Here is a 23,835-nt window from a genome sequence, read left to right as displayed (position 1 = left end):
AGCTTCCCGACTTGGTTCAGGTCATTGCGTCTCGTGCAGGGGCTGCGGACGCCATTTCGCCAGCCGGTCCTCGACCATCGTCATCAGATATTCCGCACCGAGCGCCACCACCATGACGATGACGATCGCGGCATACATGCCGGCCGCGTCAAAGGAGCCCTTGGCGATGTTGATAAGCAGGCCGATGCCGTAGCGCGAGCCGACGAACTCGCCGACGATGGCGCCGATTATGGCAAAGCCGAAGCTGACATGCAGGCTGGCGAAGATCCAGCTCATCGCCGACGGCACGATCACCGAGCGTGTCAATTGCCAGTCGGAAGCGCCAAGGATACGGGCGTTGGCGATCATCGCCCGGTCGGCTTCGCGCACGCCCTGGAAGGCGTTATGAAAGACCACGAAGAAAACCATGACGAAGGCGAGCGCCACTTTCGAGGCCAGCCCCAGGCCCAGGATCATGATGAAGATCGGCGCCAATACCACGCGAGGAATGGAATTGATCACCTTGATGTAGATGGAAAAGATATCCGCGGCCATGCGGTTGCGGCCAAGAGCGACGCCGATGATGATGCCGGTAGCCGAACCGGTCACGAAGCCGATTGTGGCTTCCTCAATGGTGACATAAAGATGGTACCAGAGCGGTCCTTCCGACGTTCCTTCCGTCGTCCATTCGTAGAGCCTGGCCGCGATCGTGCTCGGCATCGCGTAGAAGAACGGATCGATCCAGGCGAGGCGGCCGGCGATTTCCCACAAGGACAGGAAGATGACGAGGATGGCAATCCGCCAGAAGATTACCGTGCGGCGGCGGTGCTTCGCCGCCTTTGCGGCGGCGGCTTCGATTTCGGCGTCAGAGGTTCCTGGCCTGAAGCTTTCGGCGCTGACGTCGATGGCAGCATCAGTCATAATGTTCTCCTTCAGGCCGCGGCCCGCGCATAGCTGGTCTCGACCTCTTCCTTGAGATCGGCCCAGATTGTGCGCGAATAATTGATGAAGCTCTGCTCGTAACGGATATCGGCGACGACGCGCGGTCGCGGCAGATCGATGGTGTAGACCGACTTCACTGTCGCCGGACCAGCAGTCAGCACATAGACCTTGTCGGCCAGGGCGATCGCCTCCTCCAGATCGTGGGTGACGAAGACCACCGAGGCCTTGGCCTGCGACCACAGCCGCAGCAGCTCTTCATGCATGAGCACGCGTGTCTGCACGTCGAGTGCGGAGAACGGCTCGTCCATGAGCAGAATCTCGGGGCCGTTGATGAAGGTCTGGGCGAGCGCCACGCGCTTGCGCATGCCGCCCGAAAGCTGGTGCGGATAATGCTGCTCGAACCGTGACAGGCCGACGCGCGCCAGCCAGTCGCGCGCCGCGGCCATGGCCGTCGACCTCGGCCTGCCGCGAAACAGCGGGCCCGCCATGACGTTCTCGATCACCGTGCGCCAGGGAAACAGGGCGTCGCTCTGGAAAACGAAGCCGATGCGTGGGTCTATTCCCTTGACTGGGCCGCCCATGACGCGAACCTCGCCGGCGCTTGGGGCTGCCAGACCGGTGATCAGGTTGAGGCTGGTCGACTTTCCGCAGCCGGTCGGGCCGACGACGGCGACGAATTCGCCACGCTCGACCGTCATGGTGAAGTCGCGCAACGCGGTCAGCGATTTGCCGGTGGGGGAGAGGAAGCGGCGGCTGACATTGATCAGCTCGATCGCCGGAACGGTTTTTTCGGCAGCCATGATAAAGATACTCCAAGGCCCAGCGGTCGCCGCGCGGGAGATCGCCGGACGCAGAAACAGGATGGATCCGGCGCGAGGCTCGCGCCGGCGATGTCCGCTATTTCACGTTCTTGACGAACTCGGTGGTGTAGGTCTTCGACAGGTCGATCTGCTTGCCCTGCAGGTCCTTCTTGAAGGCCGAGAGCACGGTTAGCACCGTTTCCGGGCCGCCTTCCGGCATGACGCCGTCGGCGGTGAACATTGCTTTGCCGGCGTCCAGCGCCTTCACATAGCCTTCCTTGTCGCCGACATAGTAGTCCTTCGGCATCTTTTCGGCGATCTCGGCGCCGCTATGGGTGTTGATGAACTTCAGTGTCTTGACGAAGGCATTGGCCAGCTTCTGCACCGTCTCCTTGTGGGCGTCGACCCAGTCCGTTTGCATGTAGAGGGAAGCAGCCGGATAGGTGCCGCCGAGCGCGGCTTTGGTAGCTTCCATCGTACGCATGTCGACAAGAATGGAAGCTTCGCCGGTCTTCAGAAGCCGGGTGATCGTCGGTTCGGTCGTCATGCCGGCCTGAATCTTGTCCTGCTGCATAGCGGCGATGAAGGTGTTGCCGGCGCCGACCGGAACCGAAGTGAATTCACCGAGCTTCAAGCCGTTCTTGACGGCAAGATATTCCGTCAGGAAGTTTGTCGAGGAGCCGAGGCCAGTCACGCCAAGGCTCATTCCCTTGAAGTCGGCGGGCGATTTGATCTCAGGATGCTTTGTGGAAACGAGTTCGACTTCTCCGGGCGCCTGGCTGAACTGGACAACGGATTCGACGAATTTGCCCTTCGCCTGCAGATCGATGCTGTGGTCGTAGAAACCGACCACCGCCTGCACGGCCCCGGCCAGCATCTCGTTCTCGGCATCGACGCCGGCCGGCTCGTTCAGCAATTCGACATCGAGACCTTCGTCCTTGAAGTAGCCGAGCGCTTCCGCCAGCTTGGCGGGCAGATAGATCTGCTTCTCGTAGCCGCCCACCATGATGGAGATCTTATCGTCGGCGCGAGCCGATGGCGCGGACAGGGCTATGGTGGCGACGAGTGCAATTGTAGCGGCTGAATCAAGCAGTGTTCGCTTAAGCAACATGGCCTCTTCCCTTGTTCGTTTCCTGCGTCCCTCTCTTCTCCCATCGCTTTTGCGACATTGCGAGGACGCGGGGCATAGTTATGGCATCAACCTTTCATCAACCTGTCAAACGGGAACGCGAACGGCTTCAAGGTTTGGACTTCTGCCGCACCTGTGCAGCGCGGCGAACGCTGTGCAACAGGATGGCGAGGCAACCAATCAGCAACAGGGCAGCGCCGAGCAGCGGGGGCAGCGCCAGCAGCTTTACAGCCGCCGCGATGACTGCCACCAGAACCAGCGCCAGCAGCGCCAGACTGCCGTCATCGACGAACATGCCAAAGCATTCCTTGGCTGCGAGCCGAATGACGTTCATCGGGCGAGCTCTCCGGTGAGTGTGGGGTAGGTGCTGCGCAGCCAGCGCACCATGGCAAACGACGCCAGCGCGACGATAGCGAAAATGGCGAGCAAAGCGAGATCGGCGCCCGGCCAGTCGGCGCCAATCCCTTCGCCGGTCCAGAAGATGCCGAAGCTGGTCAGCATCAGCCCGACGACGAATTTGAGCGCATTCTCCGGCACCCGCGCCAGCGGCCGGTGGACCGCCAGGCCGATAAGCATCACCAGGAAGAACGCCGCCAGCGCGCCGAGGCCGGCGTAAAGCGTGTGCCCGTGCGCTGCTCCGACGGCAATGACGATGAACACCACCTCGACGCCCTCGAGGAGCACTGCCTTGAACGACGCCAGTCCAGCGAGGTAGTCGGCGCGGCGGTCGTTTGCCTGCTGGTGCAAGGCGGCGGTTTCCCTGGAGAACGCCGCCGCCTCGTCATGCATGGCGATGACGCCAACAGCGCGCAGAATGGCTTTTCGCAGCCAGCGCATGCCGAACAGGATCAGCAGCACCCCGACGACGAACTGCAGCGTGCTGATGGGTACGAGTGCCAACAGTGGGCCGAACGCCAGCACCAGGGCCGTCAGCACCACCAGCGCCAGTGCGGCGCCGGTCAGCGCCGGGCGCCAGCTGCGCGTCACCCCGACAGCAAGCACGATGGTGAAGGCCTCGACGACCTCGACGAAGGACGCCAGGAATGCCGCCGTGACCGTCGAAAGGATGGGTGTCAGTGTCTGCATGGAGGTTTCCTGTCTCGTTTGACCCAATGCTCATCGCAACCTCTAACATCCGGGATGTTGCGACGACCGTTTGAATCCGCCCATCGCGCCGCGATCAACTCGTGAATTCGCCGACCTCAACTAAGGCATGACAGGATCATCGTCAGCCCGCCGCCGCCTTGGACCTCGACGTTTTGATAGCTGCTCGTCTCATTGTTGGCACATAAGGAGCTAGAGAATTCTTGTCGCCAGCTTGTCCAGCCGGGAGTTCTCACGATAGGCCAATCGCACCATAACGGCACCTAAGACGCCCGTCACTGCGCCGCCGATTACGTCGGTCAGGTAGTGCGTCCCAATGTAAATTCTCGACCAACAAATCAGAAATGCCAGCAGGGACAGCACTAACGTCCGGCGCGGCAGAGCTTGCATCGCAAAGGCCGCAACGATTGCGATGGCTGCGGTCGCGTGATCGGATGGGAATGACCAGTCGGCGCTTGGCGCAATCAACAGGTGGGTCACACCGGCATCGTAGGGGCGGATGCGATGCACGAAAAGAAGAATGAACTGATTGATCGCCAGACCGAGCAGGAACGCCAAGCCGGCGGACAAGGCAGCATGGCGCACATGGTAGCGGTCGGCCTTTGCCCACCATTGCAGGGCAACAGCCAGCACCATCAGCGGAACGCCGATTTGTGAGACGGCGATCATTGCCTTATCAAGAAAAGGGCTGATCCCGGCTGCCGCGTTGATCCAGTGGGTTAGGGCTGCATCCATCGTTTCTCGTTTCCGCTGTTGTCGATCGCAAGGTGAATTTTGTGAAAGCAGTAGACGAACGCCGCATCCATCAGATTTTCGAGCTCAGCATCTGGCTTAAAGGGGCGCATGCCCTGATCGAATGCCTGGGCGGGATCCTGCTTTATGTAGTCACCACCGACACCATTGCCTCCTGGGTCAATACATTCACCCAAGAGGAATTGATCGAAGATCCGAACGATTTCATAGCTGGCTATCTGTCGCAGATGGCAAGCCACTTTTCCGTCGCCAGCAAGGAGTTTTATGCATTCTACCTACTTAGCCACGGCCTGATAAAACTGCTGCTCGTTGTCGGGCTTCTGAGAGGCAAGCTGTGGTCGTATCCGGCATCGCTTGCGGCGCTGGGCGCATTTATGATCTACCAAGTCTACCGCTACTCCTACACCCATTCGTTCGGCCTGCTTGTCCTGACCGTCTTCGATGCTGTCGTCATGGTGCTGATCTGGCATGAATGGAAGGTCGTGCGGCAGCACAAGCCGGCATGACAGCGAAGTTTCTCGTCGCTCAGTTGGGAACACATCAACCTCACCGGCATCTACACTTGGGATTGAACACCACATGCCCGAAGGCTCCAGAACGCTTCGCCTGCCAGCATCAATCCGACGGGCGGCGATGTTCATATTTACGTCCCTCCTCCGGTGTCGCCCGGTCCTCGACGGCGTCGATGCATAGTTGCACAGCCTCCCGCCACTTAGGCCCCATCTTGGTCCACTTCATGAGTTCCTCGGCGGCACCCTCGACATTGTTGCACCCGTAGGTGCCCCAGGTCGGTCGGTTTTAGCGTACACCGGAGGGGCGAACCAACGGGTTGCCATGACACCTTCTCCTACGGGGAAAGATACATCTTGGCTTCCTTAGCGGCAGCCTCGAAGGCCTTTCGTACCACCTGAGGGTCAATCGGATCGCCCTCCAGATCTGACAGGCAGAGGGTCACCGCCTTTTGCCAGCGAGGTCCTCTCCGAGTCCACGTCTTGAGCTGCTCAAGGGCTGCCTTGGCATTGTTGCAGCCACGCCTGTCGCCGGTTTCAGTCTTCACGAACACCGGAGGGACGAACCAATGGGTTGCCATTGAGGGATAATTAGAGGGGGTGAGAATGTTTGGAAGGATGTCTGAGCTGGTGATCGACTTTGGCTCGCGCGAAGAGCCACACGACCTGCTAATCAGGAAAAAGCATACCCTCCTCCTCGGCAGCCTGCTCGAACGCGTGGCGGGCCTGCATTGGGGACACCTTACCGCTCAAGGCATCCACACAGACGCGCACCGCCTCTTGCCACCTAGGGCCACGCTTGGTCCACAAGACGAGTTCCTCAGCCGCAGCCTGAACGTGGTGGACCGCGTAGCGGAAGCCTTTATGTTCCGTCTTAACGTACACAGGGGGTGAGAACCAGAGGATTGCCATGGGTGGAATTTAGCGAACGACTTCTTCTGCGGCCAGCCTCCGGTCGGGGAGCATTTGGTGGAATTCCTGAGCGGATGTCGAAGTAATTCGCGGTCAGCCACCAGCCCTAATCAGCTTCCCCTCCTCCTCGGCAGCAGCCAGGAATGCCTTGCGGGCCTCCTCAGGTTCCATCTCGTCGGCAATAACAGTCACGCAAACGCGCACCGCGAGGTTCCAGTGAGGGCCACGGTTGGTCCACTTCAGGAGTTCATTAGCTGCTGCCACTGCGTTGTTGACGTGGTGTGTCAGGCCGGGACCTTCAGTCTTGACGGGAACCGGAGGGGAGAACCAATAGGTTACCATGGGGTCACTCTTTGCCGACCGATGAAGTCCCCTAAGCAAGTTTTGCTCATCCGACAGCGTTCGTTCTGATGATAAAGTGAGCAGCTTTCGAAGGAAACTGCGGGCAGCTTCTGACCTCTGCATTGTTCTCTCGACTTCAACCATGATTGTAGCGACCCAACTTCTGTATTTTGTCGGGAACTAATAAGATATCAACCGACGATTTCGTGTGGAATGGTGGGCTCAGGAACGTTGGTAGGAATTTCTGAGCGGGGGATCGGATAACTGGCTAGCGCGAGGACCCCCGTGCCCGCTTCGTTTCCTGCACGGTGCGCGCCCGGCGCGGTGCGGAGCGTGCATCAAATTGTTCCTGAAGGCGCGACGGTGAAGCGGCATTCGGAACGACGCACGATAGCCGCCGTAACCGCCTTCCCGAGCAGTCCCTCGCCTCGGCGGTTTACGTCCGATCCACGCCGTCTGCGAGGGCCGGAATGGCGAGGTCATCGAAGCGGCGCCATCCTACAGCGAGTTCAGCGCGGTCTGAAGGTCAGGCCGCAGCGCGGCGGCTCGATACCGGCCATAGCCGACGTTCACGAGCAGCCCGTCCTCGCACATCCGGGAGAGATGGCATCGTGGGATGGCGATGTCAGTGAGATCGCGTCCGCACCTCGCCGCGCCCTTGCGCCAGAGCAACGGCGCGATCCCGGAGTGACGGCGGCCGCCCGCCTGCAAGGCGTAGCGCTTCTGCGCGGTCACGATCAGGTTTTCGCATTTGATGCCGCTGTGGCGCGTCTCGGCGTAGGGCTACGGCGAATTCGTATTTGTCAAGATGCGATGGATGTCGCGTCTTTCGGCGACATGATTTTGTCGCGGTCGCAGGCTTTAGTCAGGCGAATAGGAACGCCCGAGCTGATTTTGCCGCGAATTCGCCCCGATCTTGAAGAGGAGTACTGACACGTATGGTCGCTAGCCGTTTTTGCCAACCCTAAGGAGAAAACGAAGTCGCCGATGATCCAGGACAAACCCACGGTAGGCGTCGTGGTCCCGATGTTTAATGCCGAGCGAACCATTGGTTCTACCCTGATTAGCATCTGCCGTCAGAATTACCAGGCATTGGACATTATCGTGGTAGACGACGGATCGACGGACGAGTCCGCATCAATCGTGGCCTCATATGCCAAGAAGGATCACCGTATACGCCTCATAGCAAATTCGAATGGCGGCGTTGCGAACGCTCGCAACAGCGGTGCGGCTTCCACCAGCGCGGAGTTTCTGGCGTTTGTCGACGCCGACGATCTTTGGGCCCCTTCCAAGATCGCACTACAGTTGCGCGCCTTGCAGGAAGGTGGCTCTTCGGCGGGCTTGGCCTATTGTTGGTTCGCGCATATCGACCAGGATGGTCGAGTATTCTCGCTGCGCCATCGGCCCGACGCCGAAGGTCATGTACTCCAGCGCCTGTGCAGACAAAATTTTGTCGGTAACGGCAGTTCGATGCTCGTACGTCGCTCCGCATTCGAGCGAGCGGGACAGTTCGATCCGTCCTTGCGGGCCAGGAACGCACAAGGCTGCGAGGATCTTCTAATGTGCCTCAACATTGCGGAAACTTATGAGTTCCGGCTCGTCCCTCAGCACCTTGTCGGCTACCGAATGACGAACCTCAACATGTCAAGCGATGTCATGCAGATGCTTCGCTCGTGTGAAATTGTCCTTGCCGAATTTCGTGAAAAGTATCCCTCATTCGGGCGCGATTTCGATGCCCACTTGGTCGACATGATCCATTGGCTTGCCACAAGAGCTTTCATTGAGGGACGGTTTTTCGCGGCCGGCGAGCTGCTGAGGAGGCTTTTTGTGACGGAGCCGGGCGTTGCGATCTCCCGCCTGCCCAATATGCTGGAAGAATATTGCAGGGCCCGACTGGTTCCTCGATGGCTCAAGATGCGCGTGAGACGAATGCGAAACGACAAGAGCGAATTTCGGCCTCTCTATAGCGAATTGAGCTGGTGAAGATGTCCGACATGCCGAGTCGGCGCGCAAATTTGTTGAGCGCAGAACTGTACAAGCTGTTTGGCCCGGATGGCTGCGCAGGTATCCGCCACGTGGATTTGGATACCCAAGTCAGTCCCGAGGATTGCGATTCTGGAATGATCGTGTTGTGGCGCGGCGGGCTTCCGGTCGGGCATTTGCTCAGAGGGAGCGACGGTGAGTGCCGCACTATGCCGATCACGGCCGCTGCAGGTCCAACGCTTACTCCACCGGTTCTGCCGAGCGCCAGCGTGGTCATATGCACACGCGACAGGCCGAAAGAATTGCGGCGCTGCCTCTCCTCGCTTCCCCAGCAAAGTGTCCCGCCGGCAGAGATCATCGTTGTCGATAACGCATCGACAGGTAGCGAAACGCGCGAGGTAGCACTCGCTGCCGGCGCAATCTACGTCCGCGAGGATCGACCTGGTCTGGACATCGCTCGCAACCGGGGCGCCCAGCGTGCATCCGCGGAAATCGTCGCCTACACTGACGATGACGTCCTGCTTCACCCGCAGTGGCTTGAGCAGCTGATCACGGCGTTCGACAGGCCTTCGACCGGCGCGGTGACAGGCCTTGTACTGCCAGCAGAACTTGCCACCGAAGCACAGCGCTATTTCGAGACGTTCTGGAGCTTCGGGCAAGGCTACAGGCCGCAATTGTTCCGCGCGGCCGACTTTGCCTCTAGCAGGCACGAAGTGTTCCCGGCATGGAAAATCGGTGCCGGTGCAAGCATGGCCTTCCGGCGCGACGTGTTTGACCGCGCGGGGCTGTTTGACGAGCGCCTTGACGTCGGCCAGGCTGGATGTTCGGGCGACTCTGAATATTGGTATCGGCTGCTTGCCAATGGATATGACTGCCGTTACCAGCCAACCTCCGTCGCATTCCATTTCCACAGGCGGACTATGGAAGGCCTGGCCAAGCAAATCTATTTCTACATGCGCGGTCACTCGGCCGCATTGCTCGTCCAGCATGAGCGGACTGGCGTGAAGGCGAATTTGAAACAGGCTTTCAAATGGAAGCCACTTTGGTACCTCGGCAGGGTCCGCAGAAGGCTGCTTGGATGCAGGAGCGCTGAGGATCGTTTCATTTGGCATGAAATCGCCGGCTATGCTTCAGGAATCCTGTTCTACCTCCGAACCAAGCGCGTGTAAGGACGACGTGGCGGACAATCCCTCGGTTTCAATCGTGGTGCCTGCGCGGAACGCGGAGCTGACGCTGGCACAAGCACTCGATTGTCTCATCAATCAAGACATTACTGATTGGGAGGCGATCATCGTCGACGATGACTCGAATGATCGTACTGCCGCAATCATCGCCAGTTTTGTTGGGCGCGATGCTCGATTTCGCACGGTGAACTCCTCTGCCCATAGCGCCGCCGGCGCGCGCAATCAGGGGATCTCGTCAGCGCGCGGACGCTGGCTAATGTTCCTGGATGCCGACGATTGGGTAGACGCCAGCTTCCTTGCCAAAATGCTGGCCGCATTGAAAAACGCTCCCGATGCAGTGGCCGCTTATTGCGGTTCTCGGCGCGTGATGCCCGATGGCGCACTCACCCCGTCGAGCATCGCCCCCGAGGTTGCGATCCAACCCTTCGAGACATTCGCGCGCCGGTGCGCCATCCGTACTCACGCGCTGCTGATCGACCGGGCGACGATCGTCGAGTTAGGCGGCTTCGATGTGTCGCTGGCCACCTGCGAGGACTGGGATTTGTGGCAGCGCGTCGCACGTCTCGGGAACCGTTGGGTGATGGTCGACGAGCCGCTCGCCTACTATCGGGCGAGCCCCAATTCGCTCACCCGAAATTCGACGCAGATGATATCAGATGCGGAGATCGTGATTGCCCGCGGCTTTTCTGCCGACCCCAGAGTCAAACACCCAGCGTCTGCGCACGCCAAGGGAGCGAACCCGTTGGACGGCCGCGCCGCTTGCGAAGCACTCGCGTGGTTCGCCTTGTGGAACGCTGCGTCGGATTGCGGCAGCGGCGGCGGCTCGATCCCCTCGCGGATCCTGCGCGCGCTCCCGGCCAGATACGAATGGGCGCCTGAGATCGCTAAGGTGGTCTTCGACGGCCTGATGGTAGGAAGTCTATCGGCGCCGCAGCAATTGGCCGCCAGATGGGACAGGTTCGGTGGCCCCCTCACCGACTTGGTGATTGAACTCAGCAATCTCTGGAGCGACCCTGCCGCAGGCCGCCGGGTACAATATCATCTTGACCAAATGCTCCTCGACTTCGATGATCTTGCCGCACCGCGCAGGCTGGCGCGAACGCTGGGGATACGCGTCGATGTTCGGCATCCGGGCTCGACCGAACTTCCGGAAGGGATCGATCAACTTTATGTCTACCTAATGATGGAAGGGCAGATCGAAGCTCTCGTGCAGTTCGGTGTACTCGGGAGAGTGACAAGGCGTCATTGGATTGAATTGATCCTGGCTTTCGTGCCCCCTGAGCGGCTTCTAGGCAATCTCTCCGGCCATAGCCGCATGGCGTCCCGCTTCTGGAAGCGTGTCGCGCGGCTTGCGAGGCGATCGCCTGTAGATGCACCGCAAAAGGGCGCCGGTGCCGACAAGTCAAACATGTTTGCAGCCGAGGCATTGTTGTCCATGGCGGGACGCCGGTCTGATCAGGACAGCCATTTCGGCAAACTTGCGGGATTGGCCGCGGAAGCGCAGGCGCTGGTTCGGTCGAGCGCCGAAACTAAAGAGCCTTTTGCAGCGCCGCGGCGTGCACGGGCCGCGGATGGGCGCGACAATGATCGCACATCTTTCTGGAATCGCCATTTTGCGATCGAGGATCCCTGGAACTACGGTTCGCCCTATGAGCAGGAAAAATATGAGCGGCAGCTCGAAATTCTGCCTGCCGGTCCCATCGGACGGGCGCTTGAGCTGGCCTGCGCGGAGGGCCATTTCACGCGGCAGCTGGCGCCGCGCGTGGGCCATTTGACCGCAACTGACATCTCCGCCGTAGCGGTCGGGCGGGCGCGCGCGCGGTGCAGACACCAGTTGAATATCGAATTCAGGGTACTGGATTTTCTTGCGGACACGCTGCCGGGCGAGATGGATTTGATCATCTGCTCGGAAGTGCTCTATTTCCTGGACAATCTCGACGAGTTGCGGCGCGTCGCCTCAAAGATCGTCGAGGCGTTGGCGCCCGGCGGCAGTTTTGTCAGCGCGCACGCCTTCGTGCTTCGTGACAATATGGAACGGACAGGCTTCGATTGGGACCACAAGTTCGGCGCGCAACTAATTTCGGAGACGCTGGCCGCGACCGAAGGCCTCGTTCTTGAGCGATCGATCCAGACCGATCTCTATCGCATCGACCGTTTTCGCCGCCTGTCCCCGGCAGAATTTGCGGCGGATCCGACGCTCGACCACCTCCCCATCCGCGCGGCCATCGAGACGGACGTCGCGCGAAACATCGTCTGGGGCGGGGCACGGGCGCTGCGCGGTGAGGTTGCGCGTAGCGAGCGGCGGCAGCGCATTCCCGTTCTCATGTACCACGGCGTCTCCGATGAAGGTCCGGCCGCACTCGCCCGTTTTCGGCTCGCGCCCGCCGCATTCGCCAGCCAAATGGCATGGCTGCGCGCCAATGGCTTTCACGCGATCATGTCAGAGCAGCTCGAATGGTTCATTGCCAACCGTCACCCTTTCGTGGGCCGTCCGGTGCTCATCACCTTCGATGACGGCTTGCAGAACTTTGCCGACCATGCCTGGCCAATCCTGCGCGCCAACGACCTGACGGCCGAAGTCTTCCTGGTAACGGACTTCGTGGGTGAAATTGCACAATGGGATGCCGACAGCGGTCCCCCGGCACCACTCATGGACGCCGAGACCGTGCGACGCCTTGCCGGCGAAGGTGCCTTCTTCGGGAGCCATCTGGCGACGCATTGCGCCATCGATGGCCTTTCGAGCTCCGAGCTGGCCGCTGAGTTGCTGCGCTCGCGTATGTTCGTCGAGCGGTGGACCGGTCGGCCAACCGCGGCGTTCGCGGCACCCTTCTCTGTCACCGACCGACGGCTTGGCAGGCTGGCCAAGGAGTGCGGCTATCGAATCGGCTTCGGCGGCAGACACGGACCGGCGGACCTCGATTGCGATCCCATCGACCTTCCGCGCATCGAGATTCGTGGGGACCGTTCGCTCGATGACTTTGTCGCCATGGTAGAGGCGGTGCTCGAATGAACGGCAAACTCGTCAGCGTCATTATCCCCGCTCACAATGCGCAAGATACAATCGACGAGACGCTCCGCAGCGTTCGGTCCCAGTCTCACCGCGCGCTCGAGATTATTGTCGTCGACGACGGCTCGCGCGACCAGACTGTCACCATCGCCCGACACCACATGGAGGTCGACCCTCGCGTGCGGCTGATCCAGCAGGCTAACGCCGGCGTGGCCGCCGCCCGCAATACGGGTTGGCAAGCGGCGCAATCCGATCTGATCGCATTCGTCGATGCCGACGATCTCTGGGCGCCGACCAAGATTGAGCGGCAATTGGCCGCGTTCGATCGGGCAGGCGAGAAAGTGGGGCTCGTCTACTGCTGGTATCGAGTCATCGATGCTCAGAGTGCGGTAACGGATGATCAGCATCGGCCAAACTGGCGGGGCGATGTGCTTGAGCGCCTTTTCCACGGCAATTTCGTTGGCAATGGCAGCGCAGCCTTGGTACACCGGCAGGCCCTGATAGACGCCGATGGTTTCGAGGCTGGGCTGCGCGAGGCCGGCGCGCAGGGTTGTGAAGATATCCTCTTCTATTGTCGCGTTGCCGAAACCTACCACTTCGAAGTCGTCGAAGAGCCGCTGGTGGGATATCGCTATCTACCGGGAAATATGTCGAGCAACATGACCCGCATGCTGCGGTCCTGGATGCTGGTGGTGGACGAGATGCTCGGCCGCCACCCGGATGCGGCAACCACGCTGCGTGAAGGCCTGCATTTCTATTCGGCGTGGCTCCTGGAGCGGACGTTGCGCCTGAGGCACCCCCGCTATGTGCTGCCGATCCTGTCATTGCTGCTTCGCCGTCATCCCGCGATCGCCATGCGGATAATCGCCGTAGATTTGCCCCTGATCATAGCGCATTTGGCCAAGGGCGCTGCGACGAAACTGCTGCGCGGTCGCATGCCTGTCCGCCCACGCGTTACCGTGCGCTTCTCGATCGGGGAACTGAAATGAGCAAAGGGAAAGGAGCCATACGCCGCGGTGCGGTCCGTGCTTCGTTGCGCGATCTTTCGCATTTGCTTCGCATCGTTGGCAAGCCGCGCTGGGCGACGCCCGCTCTGCTCGCTGTTGGCTTTCTGTCATCCTTGGCCGAGACGCTCGGCATCACCCTGATCCTGCTGTTCCTCTATTTAGTGTCCAGCCGAATCACGGATGCTGGAAATGGCCTTCAGGGCCGAGCGCTGGGCCTGGCAGTCGCCTGGCTCGGTAGTCCTACCCGGCTCGCCTTCGCGATCCTCCTACTCATCTTCGCTCGTGGAGCGCTGGCGCTGCTGTATTCGTTGATAAGCTCCAGCATCGGCGAACGGATCAGCGAGCGCGTGCGCAACCTCGTCCACGAACAATATCTCACGGTCGCGTTCGGATCCATCCAACAGCACGAGCAATCGCAACTCATGGAGGTGCTCGGGACCGAATCGTGGCTGGTGGCGCAAGCGTATGGCGCAGTGACCCGACTCATCATCAACAGCTGCTCTATTTTCGTGTTCGCCGTCTTTCTCTTCACGATCTCCTGGAAGATCCTGGTGATCGCAGCCCTTGGCTCAATCGCGATCTCGGCGATCTTGCGCATCTTTTCGCGACCCGCGCGGGACCTGGGACATCGGGTGAAGAAAATCCATCAATCGCTCGGCGAGCATATGCTCATGACACTCCAGGCGTTGCGCACCATCCGCGCCTACGGACAGGAGGCGCTACACCAGCGTCGCTTCGTGCAATCGTCGGCGGCCGCGCGCGACGCATCGCTGTCCCTGATTCGCCTTTCGTCCTGGATCGGCCCAGCGACCGAGATCGGCTATTTGGGAATGTTGGGCTCCATCGTCCTGGTCTCCGGGTGGTGGCATATCAGCTTCGAGGTAACGCTGGCCGCTGTGGCCCTCCTCTATCGGCTGCAGCCGCATACGCAGGAGTTCGAGAGCAACCTGCTGTTTCTGGCGCAGATGCAGCCGCAACTGCGCTCGGTGTTGGAGATGGTCCAGTCCGAGGACAAGGAATATCCATCGCAAGGCACCATCGCACTCGGGAATTTGAACGCGAGTATCGTTTTCGAGCACGTGAGCTTTTGCTATGATCAAAATGCGCCGGTGCTCACGGACCTGTCGTTCGATATACCAGCCGGAGAAACCACGGCGCTGATCGGCGCAAGTGGCGCTGGCAAGACGACGATCGTGAACCTCCTCTTACGGCTGTACGAACCGACCTCTGGCGACATCAAGATTGACGGCACCCGGCTGCAGGACATCAGGCGGGACGACTGGCTGTCCAAGATCGCCGTAACGGGTCAGGACGTCGACCTCGTCGAGGGCACGGTGGCAGACAACATCCGCATGGCCAAAGCCGACGCGTCCCAAGAAGAGATCATTGTGGCTGCCCGCAGTGCCGGCGTCGCGTCATTCGTCGAAGACCTCCCCGATCGCTACGATACCTGGATCGGGCAGGAGGGGCTGCGATTTTCCGGCGGCCAGCGACAGCGCATTGGCCTGGCACGAGCTGTATTGCGCAATCCGGACTTCCTGATCCTGGATGAGGCCATGAACGCACTCGATACCGCGCTCGAGGATCAAGTACGGCGTGCGATTGACAGGCAGCTTGGCAAAAGGACAATTTTGCTGATCACGCACCGCATAGAAACGGCGCGTGATGCAGGCAACGTCATTTGGATAGAGAACGGCAGAGTCAACAGCCAAGGACCTGCCTCCGTCGTTGTTCCTCAATACCAAGGTCGCCAGCACGAAATCGTATGTGCCTCTGACGCTGAGGACAAAGGATGATGGCCCTGCTCTATTTTTCTTCAGTTGCCCTCAACGCTGACGCGCGTCCAAACCCGGAGCCTCTCCATCGACTCCGTCCGGCGCCGACAGTGAATCGAGAGCTGGTCGGCCGGTCTTTGCTGCTCTCTCGGCCACGGCAGCGTGGCGGACCTGTCATAATCGGCTACGGTACCAGGCCAGCGCCGTCTCGACGATCCTGTCTATTCCGGATTGCTCAGGCACCCAGCCAAGTTCCCGCTGCGCCTTGTCGGCCGCGGCCACAAGCGCTGGCGGGTCACCTGCCCTGCGCGGACCGTAAACCGCAGGAAGGCGCGATCCCGATGCCCGGCTGACCGCATCCACCAGCTCCTTCACCGTCGTTCCAGCTCCAGTCCCAAGATTGTAGACGTGGACACCCTTGTCGCGGAGCAGCTTCTCCCCTGCCAGGACGTGAGCACGTGCGAGATCGGTGACATGGACATAGTCCCGCACCGCGGTTCCATCGCGGGTATCGAAGTCGATGCCATTGATGGTAAAAATCCGGTCCCGCCTGACAGCCGCCTCAATAGCGAGGGGTATGACGTGTGTTTCCGGTTCATGCCGCTCGCCGACCTCGCCGTCGGGATCGCATCCGGCCGCGTTGAAATACCGGAGCACGACCGCGTCGAGGCCATGGGCATAGGAGAGATTATCCACCATCCGTTCTATGATAAATTTCGACCATCCATAGGGATTGATGGGCGACTGCGGATGCGTTTCGTCAATCGGAGAGCGAACCGGAACTCCATACGATGCGCATGTGCTGGAAAAGATCAGCTTGCCCACGCCGACCTTCAACATCTCCTCGAGTAACACCAGCGACCCGAAACTGTTGTTTCGGTAGTAGAGTCCGGGATTTTCGACTGACTCGCCCACATAGGCGTAGGCGGCGAAATGCGCCACCACATCAGGCCGATATTGTCGTAGAGCCGCCGACACGGCCTCGGCGTCGGAAATGTCGCCTTCGACAATCGGTCCCCATTTAACCGCGTCGCGCCAACCGCGCGAGAGATTATCATACGTGATCACCGACCAACCCGATTCGGCGAATGCCTTGCAACAGTGTGATCCGATATAGCCGGCCCCGCCGGTGACCAAGACGGTCTTCATTCGGCAGCGGCCGGCCGTACATAGCCCGACGAAACCAGGCCTTCAAAATAGGCAATGGTCTTGACAAGGCCGTCCCGCAATGCGGTTCTTGGCTCCCAATTGAGTTCGCGCAAGGCGCTCCCGATATCGGGCTGTCGCTGTCTAGGGTCGTCAACGGGCAAAGTCAAAAAACTGATCGACGACCGGCTTCCAGTAAGTTCGATCACCAGATTGGCGAGTTCTAGCATCGTGAATTCGACCGGATTGCCGAGATTGATCGGACCAGTAAGATCGTCAGCCGTCTGCATCATGCGAACCAGACCGTCGATGAGGTCGTCGACATAGCAAAATGAACGTGTCTGCTGGCCAGTGCCGTACACCGTGATCGGTTCGTTCAGCAGGGCTTGGACGATGAAGTTGGAAATGACGCGGCCGTCGTCCGGACGCATCCTAGGGCCATATGTGTTGAAGATGCGCGCTATCTTGATCCGCAGACCGTGCTGTCGCCGATAGTCGAAAAAGAGGGTTTCAGCACATCGTTTGCCCTCGTCGTAACAAGAACGGGGTCCTATTGGGTTTACCCTGCCCCAATAATCCTCGGTCTGCGGGTGAACGTCAGGGTCGCCGTAAACTTCGGACGTCGACGCCTGAAGGATCTTCGCGCGAACCCGTTTGGCGAGCCCTAGCATGTTGATCGCCCCGTGGACGCTGGTCTTGGTCGTCTGAACCGGATCGAACTGGTAGTGAACGGGGCTCGCAGGGCAGGCAAGATTGTAGATCTCATCAACTTCAACGTAGAGTGGAAACGTCACGTCATGGCGAATGATTTCGAAGGAATGATTGTCGAGCAAATTGGAGACGTTTCTTCGGCTTCCGGTGAAGAAATTATCGACACAGGCAACTTCGTGACCTTCACCAAGCAGTCGCTCGCACAAGAACGATCCCAAAAAGCCCGCGCCTCCAGTCACCAGGATCCGCTTTGCCTGTGGCATTTTCGGGTCTCCAAGACAAATTAGCCAAGCTCACAATCTCGCTTCACCGTAGCCCGATCTACCGGGGTCTGCTTTCAATTTGCGTTACCAACAAGACATTTTTGTCGAAACGCGACCCGTTCCCGATGTTCGCGGCGGAAGAAGGCTGGGTTCGATTCAGATTAGCGGTCGTGGGTCAGTTTGAAATTCCGAGCCGCTTTCCCATCGTTGTTGCCCTTGGGATCGTGTGCGGTCTGCCCGCCGGGCGCGATCATCAGCCTGCCTGTGGCATATTAAGAGCCGCACCTACAGGTCGGACACATGGCGCACCAGCCAGCAACTGCAGAGCGCTCAAATAGAACCCTTGCCAACGGAGAGCCGTCCATACACGGCCCAATTTTGAGCCTCAGGGCGGTGGTGACTGGAACGCGCAGCATGTCGGTCGGCCGACTTGACCGCCTACGCTCTCGAGCCCACCTTCTCGATGGCCCGAAAGATCGCTAGCGCACTGCTCTCGAAATGCTCGCTGTACTGGATCTTGCCGGGGCCGTGCTCAACGAGCTGCCACAGCGCCTGCTTGCGCTGCAGCAGGGGCAAGGAGGTTAGATTGCGACCGTCGAGATGGAGGATATCGAACGCGACGAACACCAGCCGGCTCGGTTCGAGCCAGATCGCAGCTTCCTGCGCAGGTCAATGGGGAGCGCCCTGCTCGCCTGGAACAATGACCTCGCCGTCGATAATGGCAGCCCGGCATGGCAGTTCGGCCGCCAGCGCGATGGGCCAGTATTTCGTGGCCCAGTCACGGCCGTTCTTGCTGTATAGACGCACGCCGCCTTTATCGATGATGATCTGCGTTCGGTAGCCGTCAAGGTTGACCTCCTGAAGCCATCCCTCATCTTCGGGCGGCTCCGTGACCCGAGTCGGGATCTGCGGCGGAATGAACTCCAGCTGGCCGCCGTTCACCTTGGCACGCTTACTCAATGACGCCACCTTTGATCGCGCGGCGGCTGATCGGCACAGACAGCCCGACATCCCCCCAACTTGGACGCCTGCCGCCTGTGCCGAGCCCCCGCCGAGCCATTGCGAGCATCTGCGCACGAGGCCGGATTGTCGTTAGCTTGGCATCCAAATACTTATCCTGGTGTACATATTCGCTGTAGGCGCCGCGCTCCTGCACCTTCTCACTATCGGTGCGGAGCTCCCGCATCGTCCCGGCTGACCTATACTATCTCGGGTTGCCGCAAGCCCACGCAGTCCCTTGGCAAATTTCGGGACCTGGTCAGTCCATCAAAAGCACCACAGCGGGATGCAGCTTCTTCAGATTCGGCAATGATTTCGACTGCCAGGGTATGTCGGGCGTTCCACGCACGACGAGTCGAACATCGGGATGCTTGCGCACCTCGATGGTAAATTTCGCCAGCAGGTTGATGCCGGAAGAGTTGAGAAAGTGAAGGTCCTTCAGATTGAGCGTAATGGAAGCGGGTTTCGAGGCAAGAACACTGGTCGCCAAAGCCGTGATAGGCGCACCGGCCTCGGAACTGGCAAGCCGCATTGCACCGTCGAAGAAAATTTCGCTTCCTTCAGTCCACACACGATAGTCGTCTGTCTTGATTTCCATAGCCTGGCTTCGTTTCTTCTAGTTGTGAATTTGCGAGATCGGAATGGAGGCATATGTCTCCACGCAGATCCGATCGCTTTCGTCGGCGGCGCTGAATATCCAAGCCAGGCGTGCGCCGTAGTCACTCATCAACGTCAGCAATCCAAGTCCGGAGCCTCCTACGTCGGGGTTGGCGGCATTGGCTTCAATTCGCTGTATCAGCAGGTCCATGGGGTCGCCAACCGTGATGTCCGCCAGGAGACTTTGGAACTCAGACGCATCTTCACCATCGACGTCATTCGACACTTTCAGCTTGAAGCACTCCGAATCCATCGACGCCTCGATCAAGATCTCACCCGGTGCGCGAAACTTGACGGCATTTTCGATGAGTTCGTTGACCAGATATCCAATGCTGTGCCGCACTTCCATGTAGTCATTGCGGGACGACCGGAAGCGCAATGCGAAAAGATCGGCGATGAAGTCCGAGGTCGTGGCACAATGACGCCAACTCAAGTCGAGAGGTCCGTCGAACAGCCGCACGCGACTGACGCTCTCCTTCATCCCGATTGCAACGTCAGGGGTCCCGAACAGCGTTGTCATGGCTATGTGTGCCTTATGATCACGAGGGTGATGTCGTCGTGGATCTTCTGGATCCCGATATGGGCCATGAGATCCTCGATGATCCCGGTTTTGATTTCCTCGGCGCTCCCGCCTTGACGTCTTCGTGCGCTCTGGCAGAGGCGCTCGAACCCGAACAGCCTTCTGTCTTGGTCTTCCGCCTCGGTCACACCGTCGGTGTGCAGCACGATCACGTCGCCACTGCCGAACAGGATGTCGCGCGTGGCAATGAACTTCGAGATGTCATTCTCCAGGCCAACCGGCAGACCCAGATCCATCGTATCGATGCGTTCGACGTCCCCGTCCGCACGCACGACGAGAACGTCCTCATGCTGGCCGGATAGCGTTACCCGCTCATCCTCGAAGTCAAGGAAGGCCAGCGAGAGATGCTTTCCGGTGTTCGTCCGCTCGATGTTCTTGTAGATCGCTCTGTTCAGCCGATCCAGAAACTGGTGCGGATCCGCCTCGCTGGTCTCCTGCAGCGCGCGTGCAACAGATTGGACCATCAGCATCAGCACGCCGCTCTCGAGACCATGACCGGTCACGTCGCCGATGCCGATCTTGACCCGTGACCCGTTCTGCAGGACGTCATAATAGTCACCGCCGACCTCGTCGGCCGGCCGCATATAGGCCGCGATCTCCAGCCCCGGAATCGCTTCGAGTTCGAATTGTTTCGGCAGGACCATCATCTGTATCTGCCTGGCGACCGCGAGTTCGGCGCCAAGGCGGACGTTCTCGTCCTGCAGCTTTTCGTTGAGTGCGGAAATCTCCTGATTGGCGTCCCCGAGTTCCCTGGTTCGTTCGTCGACGAGTTGCTCGAGGTTTTCCGTGTGAAAGCTGATCTGCTCGGCCATCCGGTTGAAAGCGATTCCTGCCGCTCCAACCTCGTCGCGCGTCGGAATGTTCACGCGGACTGAATAATCTTTGGACTGGAGCCGCTGGGCGGCGCTGGCAAGTGCCCTGAGGCCCGCGGTGATCCGTTTCGAAATTCCGAGCACGGCCGCAAAAACAATCAGAAGCGAAACGGCGATCGCCGCGATCTGAAACAGCAGGATACGATTGGTTGCGCGAGAAATACTCTCCTGCGCGGCGAACAGGGATGCATAGATCTCCCGTTCGGGAACGACGATCCCGACCGACATCGTTTCGGACTTGATCGGTCCCGAACTCCACAAGTTGGTCGGCTTCAATCTCTTGAGGACAACAATATAGGGAACGTGTTCGCCCTTATTGTCGAGCATGATATGCTGAATGACACCGTCATTGTTCTTGTCTAGAGGTAGTGACGCGATAGCCGGCTGCGTACTTCCCCGCAGAGACCTTTCCAAGCCGGTGACGCCCTGCGTGCCCGCATCGCTCGATGAAGTCAGGCCGATGATCGCCTGGCCCGACGGATTGATCGCCACCACGTTGCCAGTCGACATCGTGAGGAAGCCGAATCCGGTTTCAGCGATCTTCACCCTTTCGACGACTTTCGCGAGCTGATCGAGAGTGATATCTGCTCCCGTCGTACCGGCGATACCGGTGCGATCGCGCGTCCAAAGCGGGTGGAAAAAGCTGACGATCAACTTTCCCGTGATTGCATCGGTGTAAGGCGCCGTCTGGGTAATATCGTCAGGGACCGGACGTGAGGCGGGATCCCTGGCCCATTGCTGCCATGAACCATAGATTCCCGGAAAGAAGAACTCCCAGAATTCCGCCTTGTTGTGACCTGGATAGAGTCGGTCGAAGGTCTGTGCCTGATCCGTATACGGTACCGTCCGGAAGATCGGCCGTTCCTTTGGACCAATATAGTACATCTGCAGTTTGGACGACCCGCTGGCCATGAGAGTCGGCGCGACGAGATCGATCAGAGTACTGTCTTCTATTTCCTGCCGAACGCTGGGCAGCGGACTGTGGTCGGCGCCCAGCAGGTAGCCCCAGACGCTTACCACGGAAGGCGCGCCCGGCAGATTCTGCGCCCAATCGCCCTGCGCGTTGTAGACAACCTTCACGGAGCCGGGCGCCTCATGCGAAAGCGTGGCGCCGACCTGTTGCTGCCTCCTCGGATCGTCGATCTGGGCCTGCAGCACGCCAGCGAGCGCCTTGACGTCCCCGTGAACCCGATCGAGCAGCAGGTCAACGCTCAACGCTGTCGACTCGGCATAGGAACGAATGTATTCCTGGTTTGCGTTCGTCAGGCCCTCACCGACTTCCGAGGTGGCGTCGCGCGACAGCTTTTGAACGTTCCAAAGCGCCAGACCACCGCTCAGCAGGAGGTCGAACAGTACGGCGCCGCCAACGACCAATACGAATTTCGCTCGAAAGGAGCGCAGGCCGAAGCGCGGTGTAGGCTCGTTATCGGCTTTCATTGTGGCCGTCGCCCCGATGCGACCCAGATCGGCCAACCCGCATAACCCTTGGGGTGTAGTGCAGCGAAAATGTGATCCTGGAAGCCCTGCCGGAACCGTGCGACGAACTCCGGTCCGTCACCGCGTCTGCTCGCCATCTCCCCGGCATAGACATCCGCCCAGGCCGCAATGACGTCGACGAAGTCCTGCGGATCGCCGTCCAGGTTAGTGACCATGAAGGTCTCCACAAGGATGTCTTCGAATCCGGCTTCCACCAGGTATCGCCGACTCTTGGGCCCAAACTCGACGTCCATCTCGAAATGCCCGAACAGCTTCGCCACCTCGTCGTAGGTCCAGCGAATGCTTTCGGCGCGCGGCTCGCCGAGGCAATGCGAATTCTTCTCGTTGGTGATATAGACCCGACCGCCTGGCTTGCATATGCGGTAGAGCTCCTTGAGGATGAGTTCAGGTCGATTGAAGATTTGAAGCGAATGTCGGCAAGTGACCAAGTCGAACTGCGCTTCGTCGAGCAGCATCTCCGACGCATCGCCATAGGTGTACTCGATGCCCCGGATATCGAACTCCCGCATCACTTGTCGAGCATAGTTCAGGCTTGACATGGAGTGGTCGAGGGCGACGATCCGCGATGGCTGGAACTCCTTCTGCGCGAGCACGGCGAAATCACCGATCCCGCAACAGATGTCGGCCATGACGATGCCGGGCCGCATGCCGTGTCGCGGCAAGATTGCGCGCTCGTGGCGCCAAGTCATCTTTGTCTGAGTGCGCAGGATCGGTACGAACCCTCCTTCCTCAAGGAAGCCCTGCCCCGGATAGAATTCGGTGTCATACTCCTTGACCGTTATGTTCGGTTCTATTCCGCTCAGGCGACCGAATTTTCGCGAGGTCCATCCGACGACGCTTGATGTGATGACCACGAATTTGAGATCGGGTCGAGCGCGACAAGCGTCGATGATGATCCTCGATAAGGTGTGAAACGCAGCGTTGTTCATCTGCGTCAGGCGCCTGACATTGACGTAGAGAACGCCGCGCACACGGCCAATCGCATCGCGAAGCAATGCTATCGCGGGCCCAAGCTCATCGATCGCCTGAGGCCGGACCACTCCCGATATGGAGAACTCCTGGTTGTTCGCGTCGTATTGCGCCTTGAAGCGCGGGAGAAGGTCGTAAGGGTTCAATTTTGAAAGCCCTCGAGCGGAAGATCCACGACAAGCTTGATTGCATCGCCGTCGGCCTCCTCGGTCCAGAGTGTCGCGTTGTAGTCGACAGCCAGTTCCAGGAGTACGACCTCGCGGCTAGGCGCGAGATCCCCAGACAAGGAATTGAGGTATCGTTCTCTGGCCTCTATTCCAGCAACTTGCGATACGGCTTCTTCGTAGAATTGGCGCTCCTCCGGCACACAAGGAATTGTCAACTCGATCCTATCCGTCGCGCCATGGCGAGACACCCTGCATGCCAGTTCGCCTTCGGCATGGCGCGTACGAAAGGCGACTTCCAGCAATTCGTTGAAGGCAGAGGAAAAGAGATTTGCATGATGGACCGAGTCTGACCTGTTTTGACTGATCATCCGGGCCATGTATGTCGAGACATAATCGCAATGTTTCCAAGCGGAGACAAAAGCTTTGATCTCCAAGTCGATCTGGATCATCGGCTCAAAAGTCGGCTCGCCAGTCAGATCATGATGAACGGGTCCCATCGGCATCTCACTTGTTCCATCAGTATTGAGGCCTCGCGGGCCTCCGCGAAG

The 23,835-nt window shown here is 59.5% G+C and carries 23 protein-coding genes and 1 pseudogene; 6 read left to right on the top strand and 18 right to left on the bottom strand.

Translation table 11 applies throughout. The features are described from left to right. Positions 1 to 21: 21 nt before the first annotated feature. The 6 genes from NKH30_RS29025 to NKH30_RS29000 all read right to left on the bottom strand — a co-directional run bounded on the left by NKH30_RS29025 (position 22) and on the right by NKH30_RS29000 (position 4,689). Positions 22 to 900 (bottom strand): ABC transporter permease, encoded by an 879-nt coding sequence (locus tag NKH30_RS29025; RefSeq protein ID WP_352997667.1) that lies wholly within the window; start codon positions 898 to 900, stop codon positions 22 to 24. Between the two features lie 11 nt (positions 901 to 911). Continuing rightward, positions 912 to 1,721 (bottom strand): ABC transporter ATP-binding protein, encoded by an 810-nt coding sequence (locus NKH30_RS29020; RefSeq protein WP_352542771.1) that lies wholly within the window; start codon positions 1,719 to 1,721, stop codon positions 912 to 914. A 97-nt stretch (positions 1,722 to 1,818) separates the two neighbouring features. Further along, on the bottom strand, positions 1,819 to 2,832 hold the full coding sequence (locus tag NKH30_RS29015; RefSeq protein WP_352980975.1) for an ABC transporter substrate-binding protein: 1,014 nt from the start codon (positions 2,830 to 2,832) through the stop codon (positions 1,819 to 1,821). A 127-nt stretch (positions 2,833 to 2,959) separates the two neighbouring features. Then, positions 2,960 to 3,184: a hypothetical protein gene (locus NKH30_RS29010; protein ID WP_352980974.1), complete on the bottom strand. Its 225-nt coding sequence runs from the start codon at positions 3,182 to 3,184 to the stop codon at positions 2,960 to 2,962. Then, positions 3,181 to 3,936 carry a COG4280 domain-containing protein gene (locus NKH30_RS29005; RefSeq protein ID WP_352997666.1) on the bottom strand — a complete coding sequence of 252 codons (756 nt, stop codon included), beginning with the start codon at positions 3,934 to 3,936 and terminating at the stop codon, positions 3,181 to 3,183. The genes NKH30_RS29010 and NKH30_RS29005 overlap by 4 nt, the downstream gene beginning before the upstream one ends. Before the next feature lie 210 nt (positions 3,937 to 4,146). After that, positions 4,147 to 4,689 (bottom strand): phosphatase PAP2 family protein, encoded by a 543-nt coding sequence (locus NKH30_RS29000; protein WP_352980973.1) that lies wholly within the window; start codon positions 4,687 to 4,689, stop codon positions 4,147 to 4,149. Positions 4,690 to 4,730: 41 nt separating this feature from the next. Here NKH30_RS29000 and NKH30_RS28995 point away from each other — a divergent pair, with 41 nt between their 5' ends. Beyond that, on the top strand, positions 4,731 to 5,213 hold the full coding sequence (locus NKH30_RS28995; protein ID WP_352980981.1) for a DUF2127 domain-containing protein: 483 nt from the start codon (positions 4,731 to 4,733) through the stop codon (positions 5,211 to 5,213). 341 nt (positions 5,214 to 5,554) lie between these two features. On the opposite strand, the gene NKH30_RS28990 is transcribed toward NKH30_RS28995, so the two are convergent. From NKH30_RS28990 to NKH30_RS28975, 4 genes are all read right to left on the bottom strand, one after another. Then, positions 5,555 to 5,797 carry a DUF982 domain-containing protein gene (locus tag NKH30_RS28990; RefSeq protein WP_352980972.1) on the bottom strand — a complete coding sequence of 81 codons (243 nt, stop codon included), beginning with the start codon at positions 5,795 to 5,797 and terminating at the stop codon, positions 5,555 to 5,557. A gap of 88 nt (positions 5,798 to 5,885) precedes the next feature. Next, on the bottom strand, positions 5,886 to 6,128 hold the full coding sequence (locus NKH30_RS28985) for a DUF982 domain-containing protein (protein ID WP_352980971.1): 243 nt from the start codon (positions 6,126 to 6,128) through the stop codon (positions 5,886 to 5,888). A gap of 93 nt (positions 6,129 to 6,221) precedes the next feature. Beyond that, positions 6,222 to 6,470 carry a DUF982 domain-containing protein gene (locus NKH30_RS28980; protein ID WP_352997665.1) on the bottom strand — a complete coding sequence of 83 codons (249 nt, stop codon included), beginning with the start codon at positions 6,468 to 6,470 and terminating at the stop codon, positions 6,222 to 6,224. A gap of 498 nt (positions 6,471 to 6,968) precedes the next feature. Further along, the gene (locus NKH30_RS28975) at positions 6,969 to 7,205 is read right to left on the bottom strand and encodes a hypothetical protein (protein ID WP_352980969.1); all 237 of its coding nucleotides are present in this window, start codon (positions 7,203 to 7,205) and stop codon (positions 6,969 to 6,971) included. Positions 7,206 to 7,457: 252 nt separating this feature from the next. Between NKH30_RS28975 and NKH30_RS28970 the strand changes: the two genes are divergently transcribed. Genes NKH30_RS28970 through NKH30_RS28950 form a run of 5 tightly spaced genes read left to right on the top strand, consistent with a single transcriptional unit; the run spans position 7,458 to position 15,447 of the window. Continuing rightward, a complete protein-coding gene (locus NKH30_RS28970) occupies positions 7,458 to 8,453 on the top strand; it encodes a glycosyltransferase family 2 protein (protein WP_352980968.1) in 996 nt (331 codons plus the stop codon). 2 nt (positions 8,454 to 8,455) lie between these two features. Beyond that, positions 8,456 to 9,622, top strand: coding sequence for a glycosyltransferase family 2 protein (locus NKH30_RS28965; protein ID WP_352542858.1), 1,167 nt, complete (start codon positions 8,456 to 8,458; stop codon positions 9,620 to 9,622). A gap of 7 nt (positions 9,623 to 9,629) precedes the next feature. Next, on the top strand, positions 9,630 to 12,647 hold the full coding sequence (locus tag NKH30_RS28960; protein ID WP_352997664.1) for a trifunctional glycosyltransferase/class I SAM-dependent methyltransferase/polysaccharide deacetylase: 3,018 nt from the start codon (positions 9,630 to 9,632) through the stop codon (positions 12,645 to 12,647). Then, entirely contained in the window at positions 12,644 to 13,633 is a 990-nt protein-coding gene (locus NKH30_RS28955) for a glycosyltransferase family 2 protein (protein ID WP_352997663.1), read from the top strand. The genes NKH30_RS28960 and NKH30_RS28955 overlap by 4 nt, the downstream gene beginning before the upstream one ends. Further along, a complete protein-coding gene (locus NKH30_RS28950) occupies positions 13,630 to 15,447 on the top strand; it encodes an ABC transporter ATP-binding protein (RefSeq protein ID WP_352980965.1) in 1,818 nt (605 codons plus the stop codon). The genes NKH30_RS28955 and NKH30_RS28950 overlap by 4 nt, the downstream gene beginning before the upstream one ends. Before the next feature lie 153 nt (positions 15,448 to 15,600). Here the strand turns inward: NKH30_RS28950 and galE are convergent, their stop codons facing one another. From galE to NKH30_RS28910, 8 genes and pseudogenes are all read right to left on the bottom strand, one after another. After that, positions 15,601 to 16,575, bottom strand: a complete 975-nt coding sequence (gene galE / locus NKH30_RS28945; RefSeq protein ID WP_352542848.1) for a UDP-glucose 4-epimerase GalE — start codon at positions 16,573 to 16,575, stop codon at positions 15,601 to 15,603. Further along, complete coding sequence (locus NKH30_RS28940) at positions 16,572 to 17,546, bottom strand: UDP-glucuronic acid decarboxylase family protein (protein ID WP_352816292.1); 975 nt, start codon at positions 17,544 to 17,546, stop codon at positions 16,572 to 16,574. The genes galE and NKH30_RS28940 overlap by 4 nt, the downstream gene beginning before the upstream one ends. A 438-nt stretch (positions 17,547 to 17,984) precedes the next feature. Beyond that, a pseudogene (locus tag NKH30_RS28935) lies at positions 17,985 to 18,488 on the bottom strand (ATP-dependent DNA ligase). A gap of 316 nt (positions 18,489 to 18,804) precedes the next feature. Then, a complete protein-coding gene (locus NKH30_RS28930) occupies positions 18,805 to 19,143 on the bottom strand; it encodes a slr1659 superfamily regulator (RefSeq protein WP_352542257.1) in 339 nt (112 codons plus the stop codon). Between the two features lie 18 nt (positions 19,144 to 19,161). Continuing rightward, positions 19,162 to 19,722, bottom strand: a complete 561-nt coding sequence (locus tag NKH30_RS28925; RefSeq protein WP_352542258.1) for a slr1658 superfamily regulator — start codon at positions 19,720 to 19,722, stop codon at positions 19,162 to 19,164. A gap of 2 nt (positions 19,723 to 19,724) precedes the next feature. Next, positions 19,725 to 22,091 (bottom strand): SpoIIE family protein phosphatase, encoded by a 2,367-nt coding sequence (locus NKH30_RS28920; RefSeq protein WP_352542259.1) that lies wholly within the window; start codon positions 22,089 to 22,091, stop codon positions 19,725 to 19,727. Continuing rightward, positions 22,088 to 23,266: a methyltransferase domain-containing protein gene (locus NKH30_RS28915; protein WP_352997662.1), complete on the bottom strand. Its 1,179-nt coding sequence runs from the start codon at positions 23,264 to 23,266 to the stop codon at positions 22,088 to 22,090. The genes NKH30_RS28920 and NKH30_RS28915 overlap by 4 nt, the downstream gene beginning before the upstream one ends. Further along, positions 23,263 to 23,784: a ubiquinone biosynthesis methyltransferase UbiE gene (locus NKH30_RS28910; RefSeq protein ID WP_502906676.1), complete on the bottom strand. Its 522-nt coding sequence runs from the start codon at positions 23,782 to 23,784 to the stop codon at positions 23,263 to 23,265. The genes NKH30_RS28915 and NKH30_RS28910 overlap by 4 nt, the downstream gene beginning before the upstream one ends. Positions 23,785 to 23,835 lie beyond the last annotated feature (51 nt).

The sequence above is a fragment of the Mesorhizobium sp. M1273 genome (assembly GCF_040318195.1).
In the GTDB taxonomy this organism is placed as follows: Bacteria; Pseudomonadota; Alphaproteobacteria; order Rhizobiales; family Rhizobiaceae; genus Mesorhizobium.
This window is presented reverse-complemented; position numbering and strand designations above follow the sequence as displayed.

Coding starts and splice junctions, on each gene's coding strand:
- NKH30_RS29025 (WP_352997667.1), bottom strand. CDS start 900: ATGACTGATGCTGCCATCGACGTCAGCGCCGAAAGCTTCAGGCCAGGA.
- NKH30_RS29020 (WP_352542771.1), bottom strand. CDS start 1,721: ATGGCTGCCGAAAAAACCGTTCCGGCGATCGAGCTGATCAATGTCAGC.
- NKH30_RS29015 (WP_352980975.1), bottom strand. CDS start 2,832: ATGTTGCTTAAGCGAACACTGCTTGATTCAGCCGCTACAATTGCACTC.
- NKH30_RS29010 (WP_352980974.1), bottom strand. CDS start 3,184: ATGAACGTCATTCGGCTCGCAGCCAAGGAATGCTTTGGCATGTTCGTC.
- NKH30_RS29005 (WP_352997666.1), bottom strand. CDS start 3,936: ATGCAGACACTGACACCCATCCTTTCGACGGTCACGGCGGCATTCCTG.
- NKH30_RS29000 (WP_352980973.1), bottom strand. CDS start 4,689: ATGGATGCAGCCCTAACCCACTGGATCAACGCGGCAGCCGGGATCAGC.
- NKH30_RS28990 (WP_352980972.1), bottom strand. CDS start 5,797: ATGGCAACCCATTGGTTCGTCCCTCCGGTGTTCGTGAAGACTGAAACC.
- NKH30_RS28985 (WP_352980971.1), bottom strand. CDS start 6,128: ATGGCAATCCTCTGGTTCTCACCCCCTGTGTACGTTAAGACGGAACAT.
- NKH30_RS28980 (WP_352997665.1), bottom strand. CDS start 6,470: ATGGTAACCTATTGGTTCTCCCCTCCGGTTCCCGTCAAGACTGAAGGT.
- NKH30_RS28970 (WP_352980968.1), top strand. CDS start 7,458: ATGATCCAGGACAAACCCACGGTAGGCGTCGTGGTCCCGATGTTTAAT.
- NKH30_RS28965 (WP_352542858.1), top strand. CDS start 8,456: ATGTCCGACATGCCGAGTCGGCGCGCAAATTTGTTGAGCGCAGAACTG.
- NKH30_RS28955 (WP_352997663.1), top strand. CDS start 12,644: ATGAACGGCAAACTCGTCAGCGTCATTATCCCCGCTCACAATGCGCAA.
- NKH30_RS28950 (WP_352980965.1), top strand. CDS start 13,630: ATGAGCAAAGGGAAAGGAGCCATACGCCGCGGTGCGGTCCGTGCTTCG.
- galE (WP_352542848.1), bottom strand. CDS start 16,575: ATGAAGACCGTCTTGGTCACCGGCGGGGCCGGCTATATCGGATCACAC.
- NKH30_RS28940 (WP_352816292.1), bottom strand. CDS start 17,546: ATGCCACAGGCAAAGCGGATCCTGGTGACTGGAGGCGCGGGCTTTTTG.
- NKH30_RS28930 (WP_352542257.1), bottom strand. CDS start 19,143: ATGGAAATCAAGACAGACGACTATCGTGTGTGGACTGAAGGAAGCGAA.
- NKH30_RS28925 (WP_352542258.1), bottom strand. CDS start 19,722: ATGACAACGCTGTTCGGGACCCCTGACGTTGCAATCGGGATGAAGGAG.
- NKH30_RS28920 (WP_352542259.1), bottom strand. CDS start 22,091: ATGAAAGCCGATAACGAGCCTACACCGCGCTTCGGCCTGCGCTCCTTT.
- NKH30_RS28910 (WP_502906676.1), bottom strand. CDS start 23,784: ATGGGACCCGTTCATCATGATCTGACTGGCGAGCCGACTTTTGAGCCG.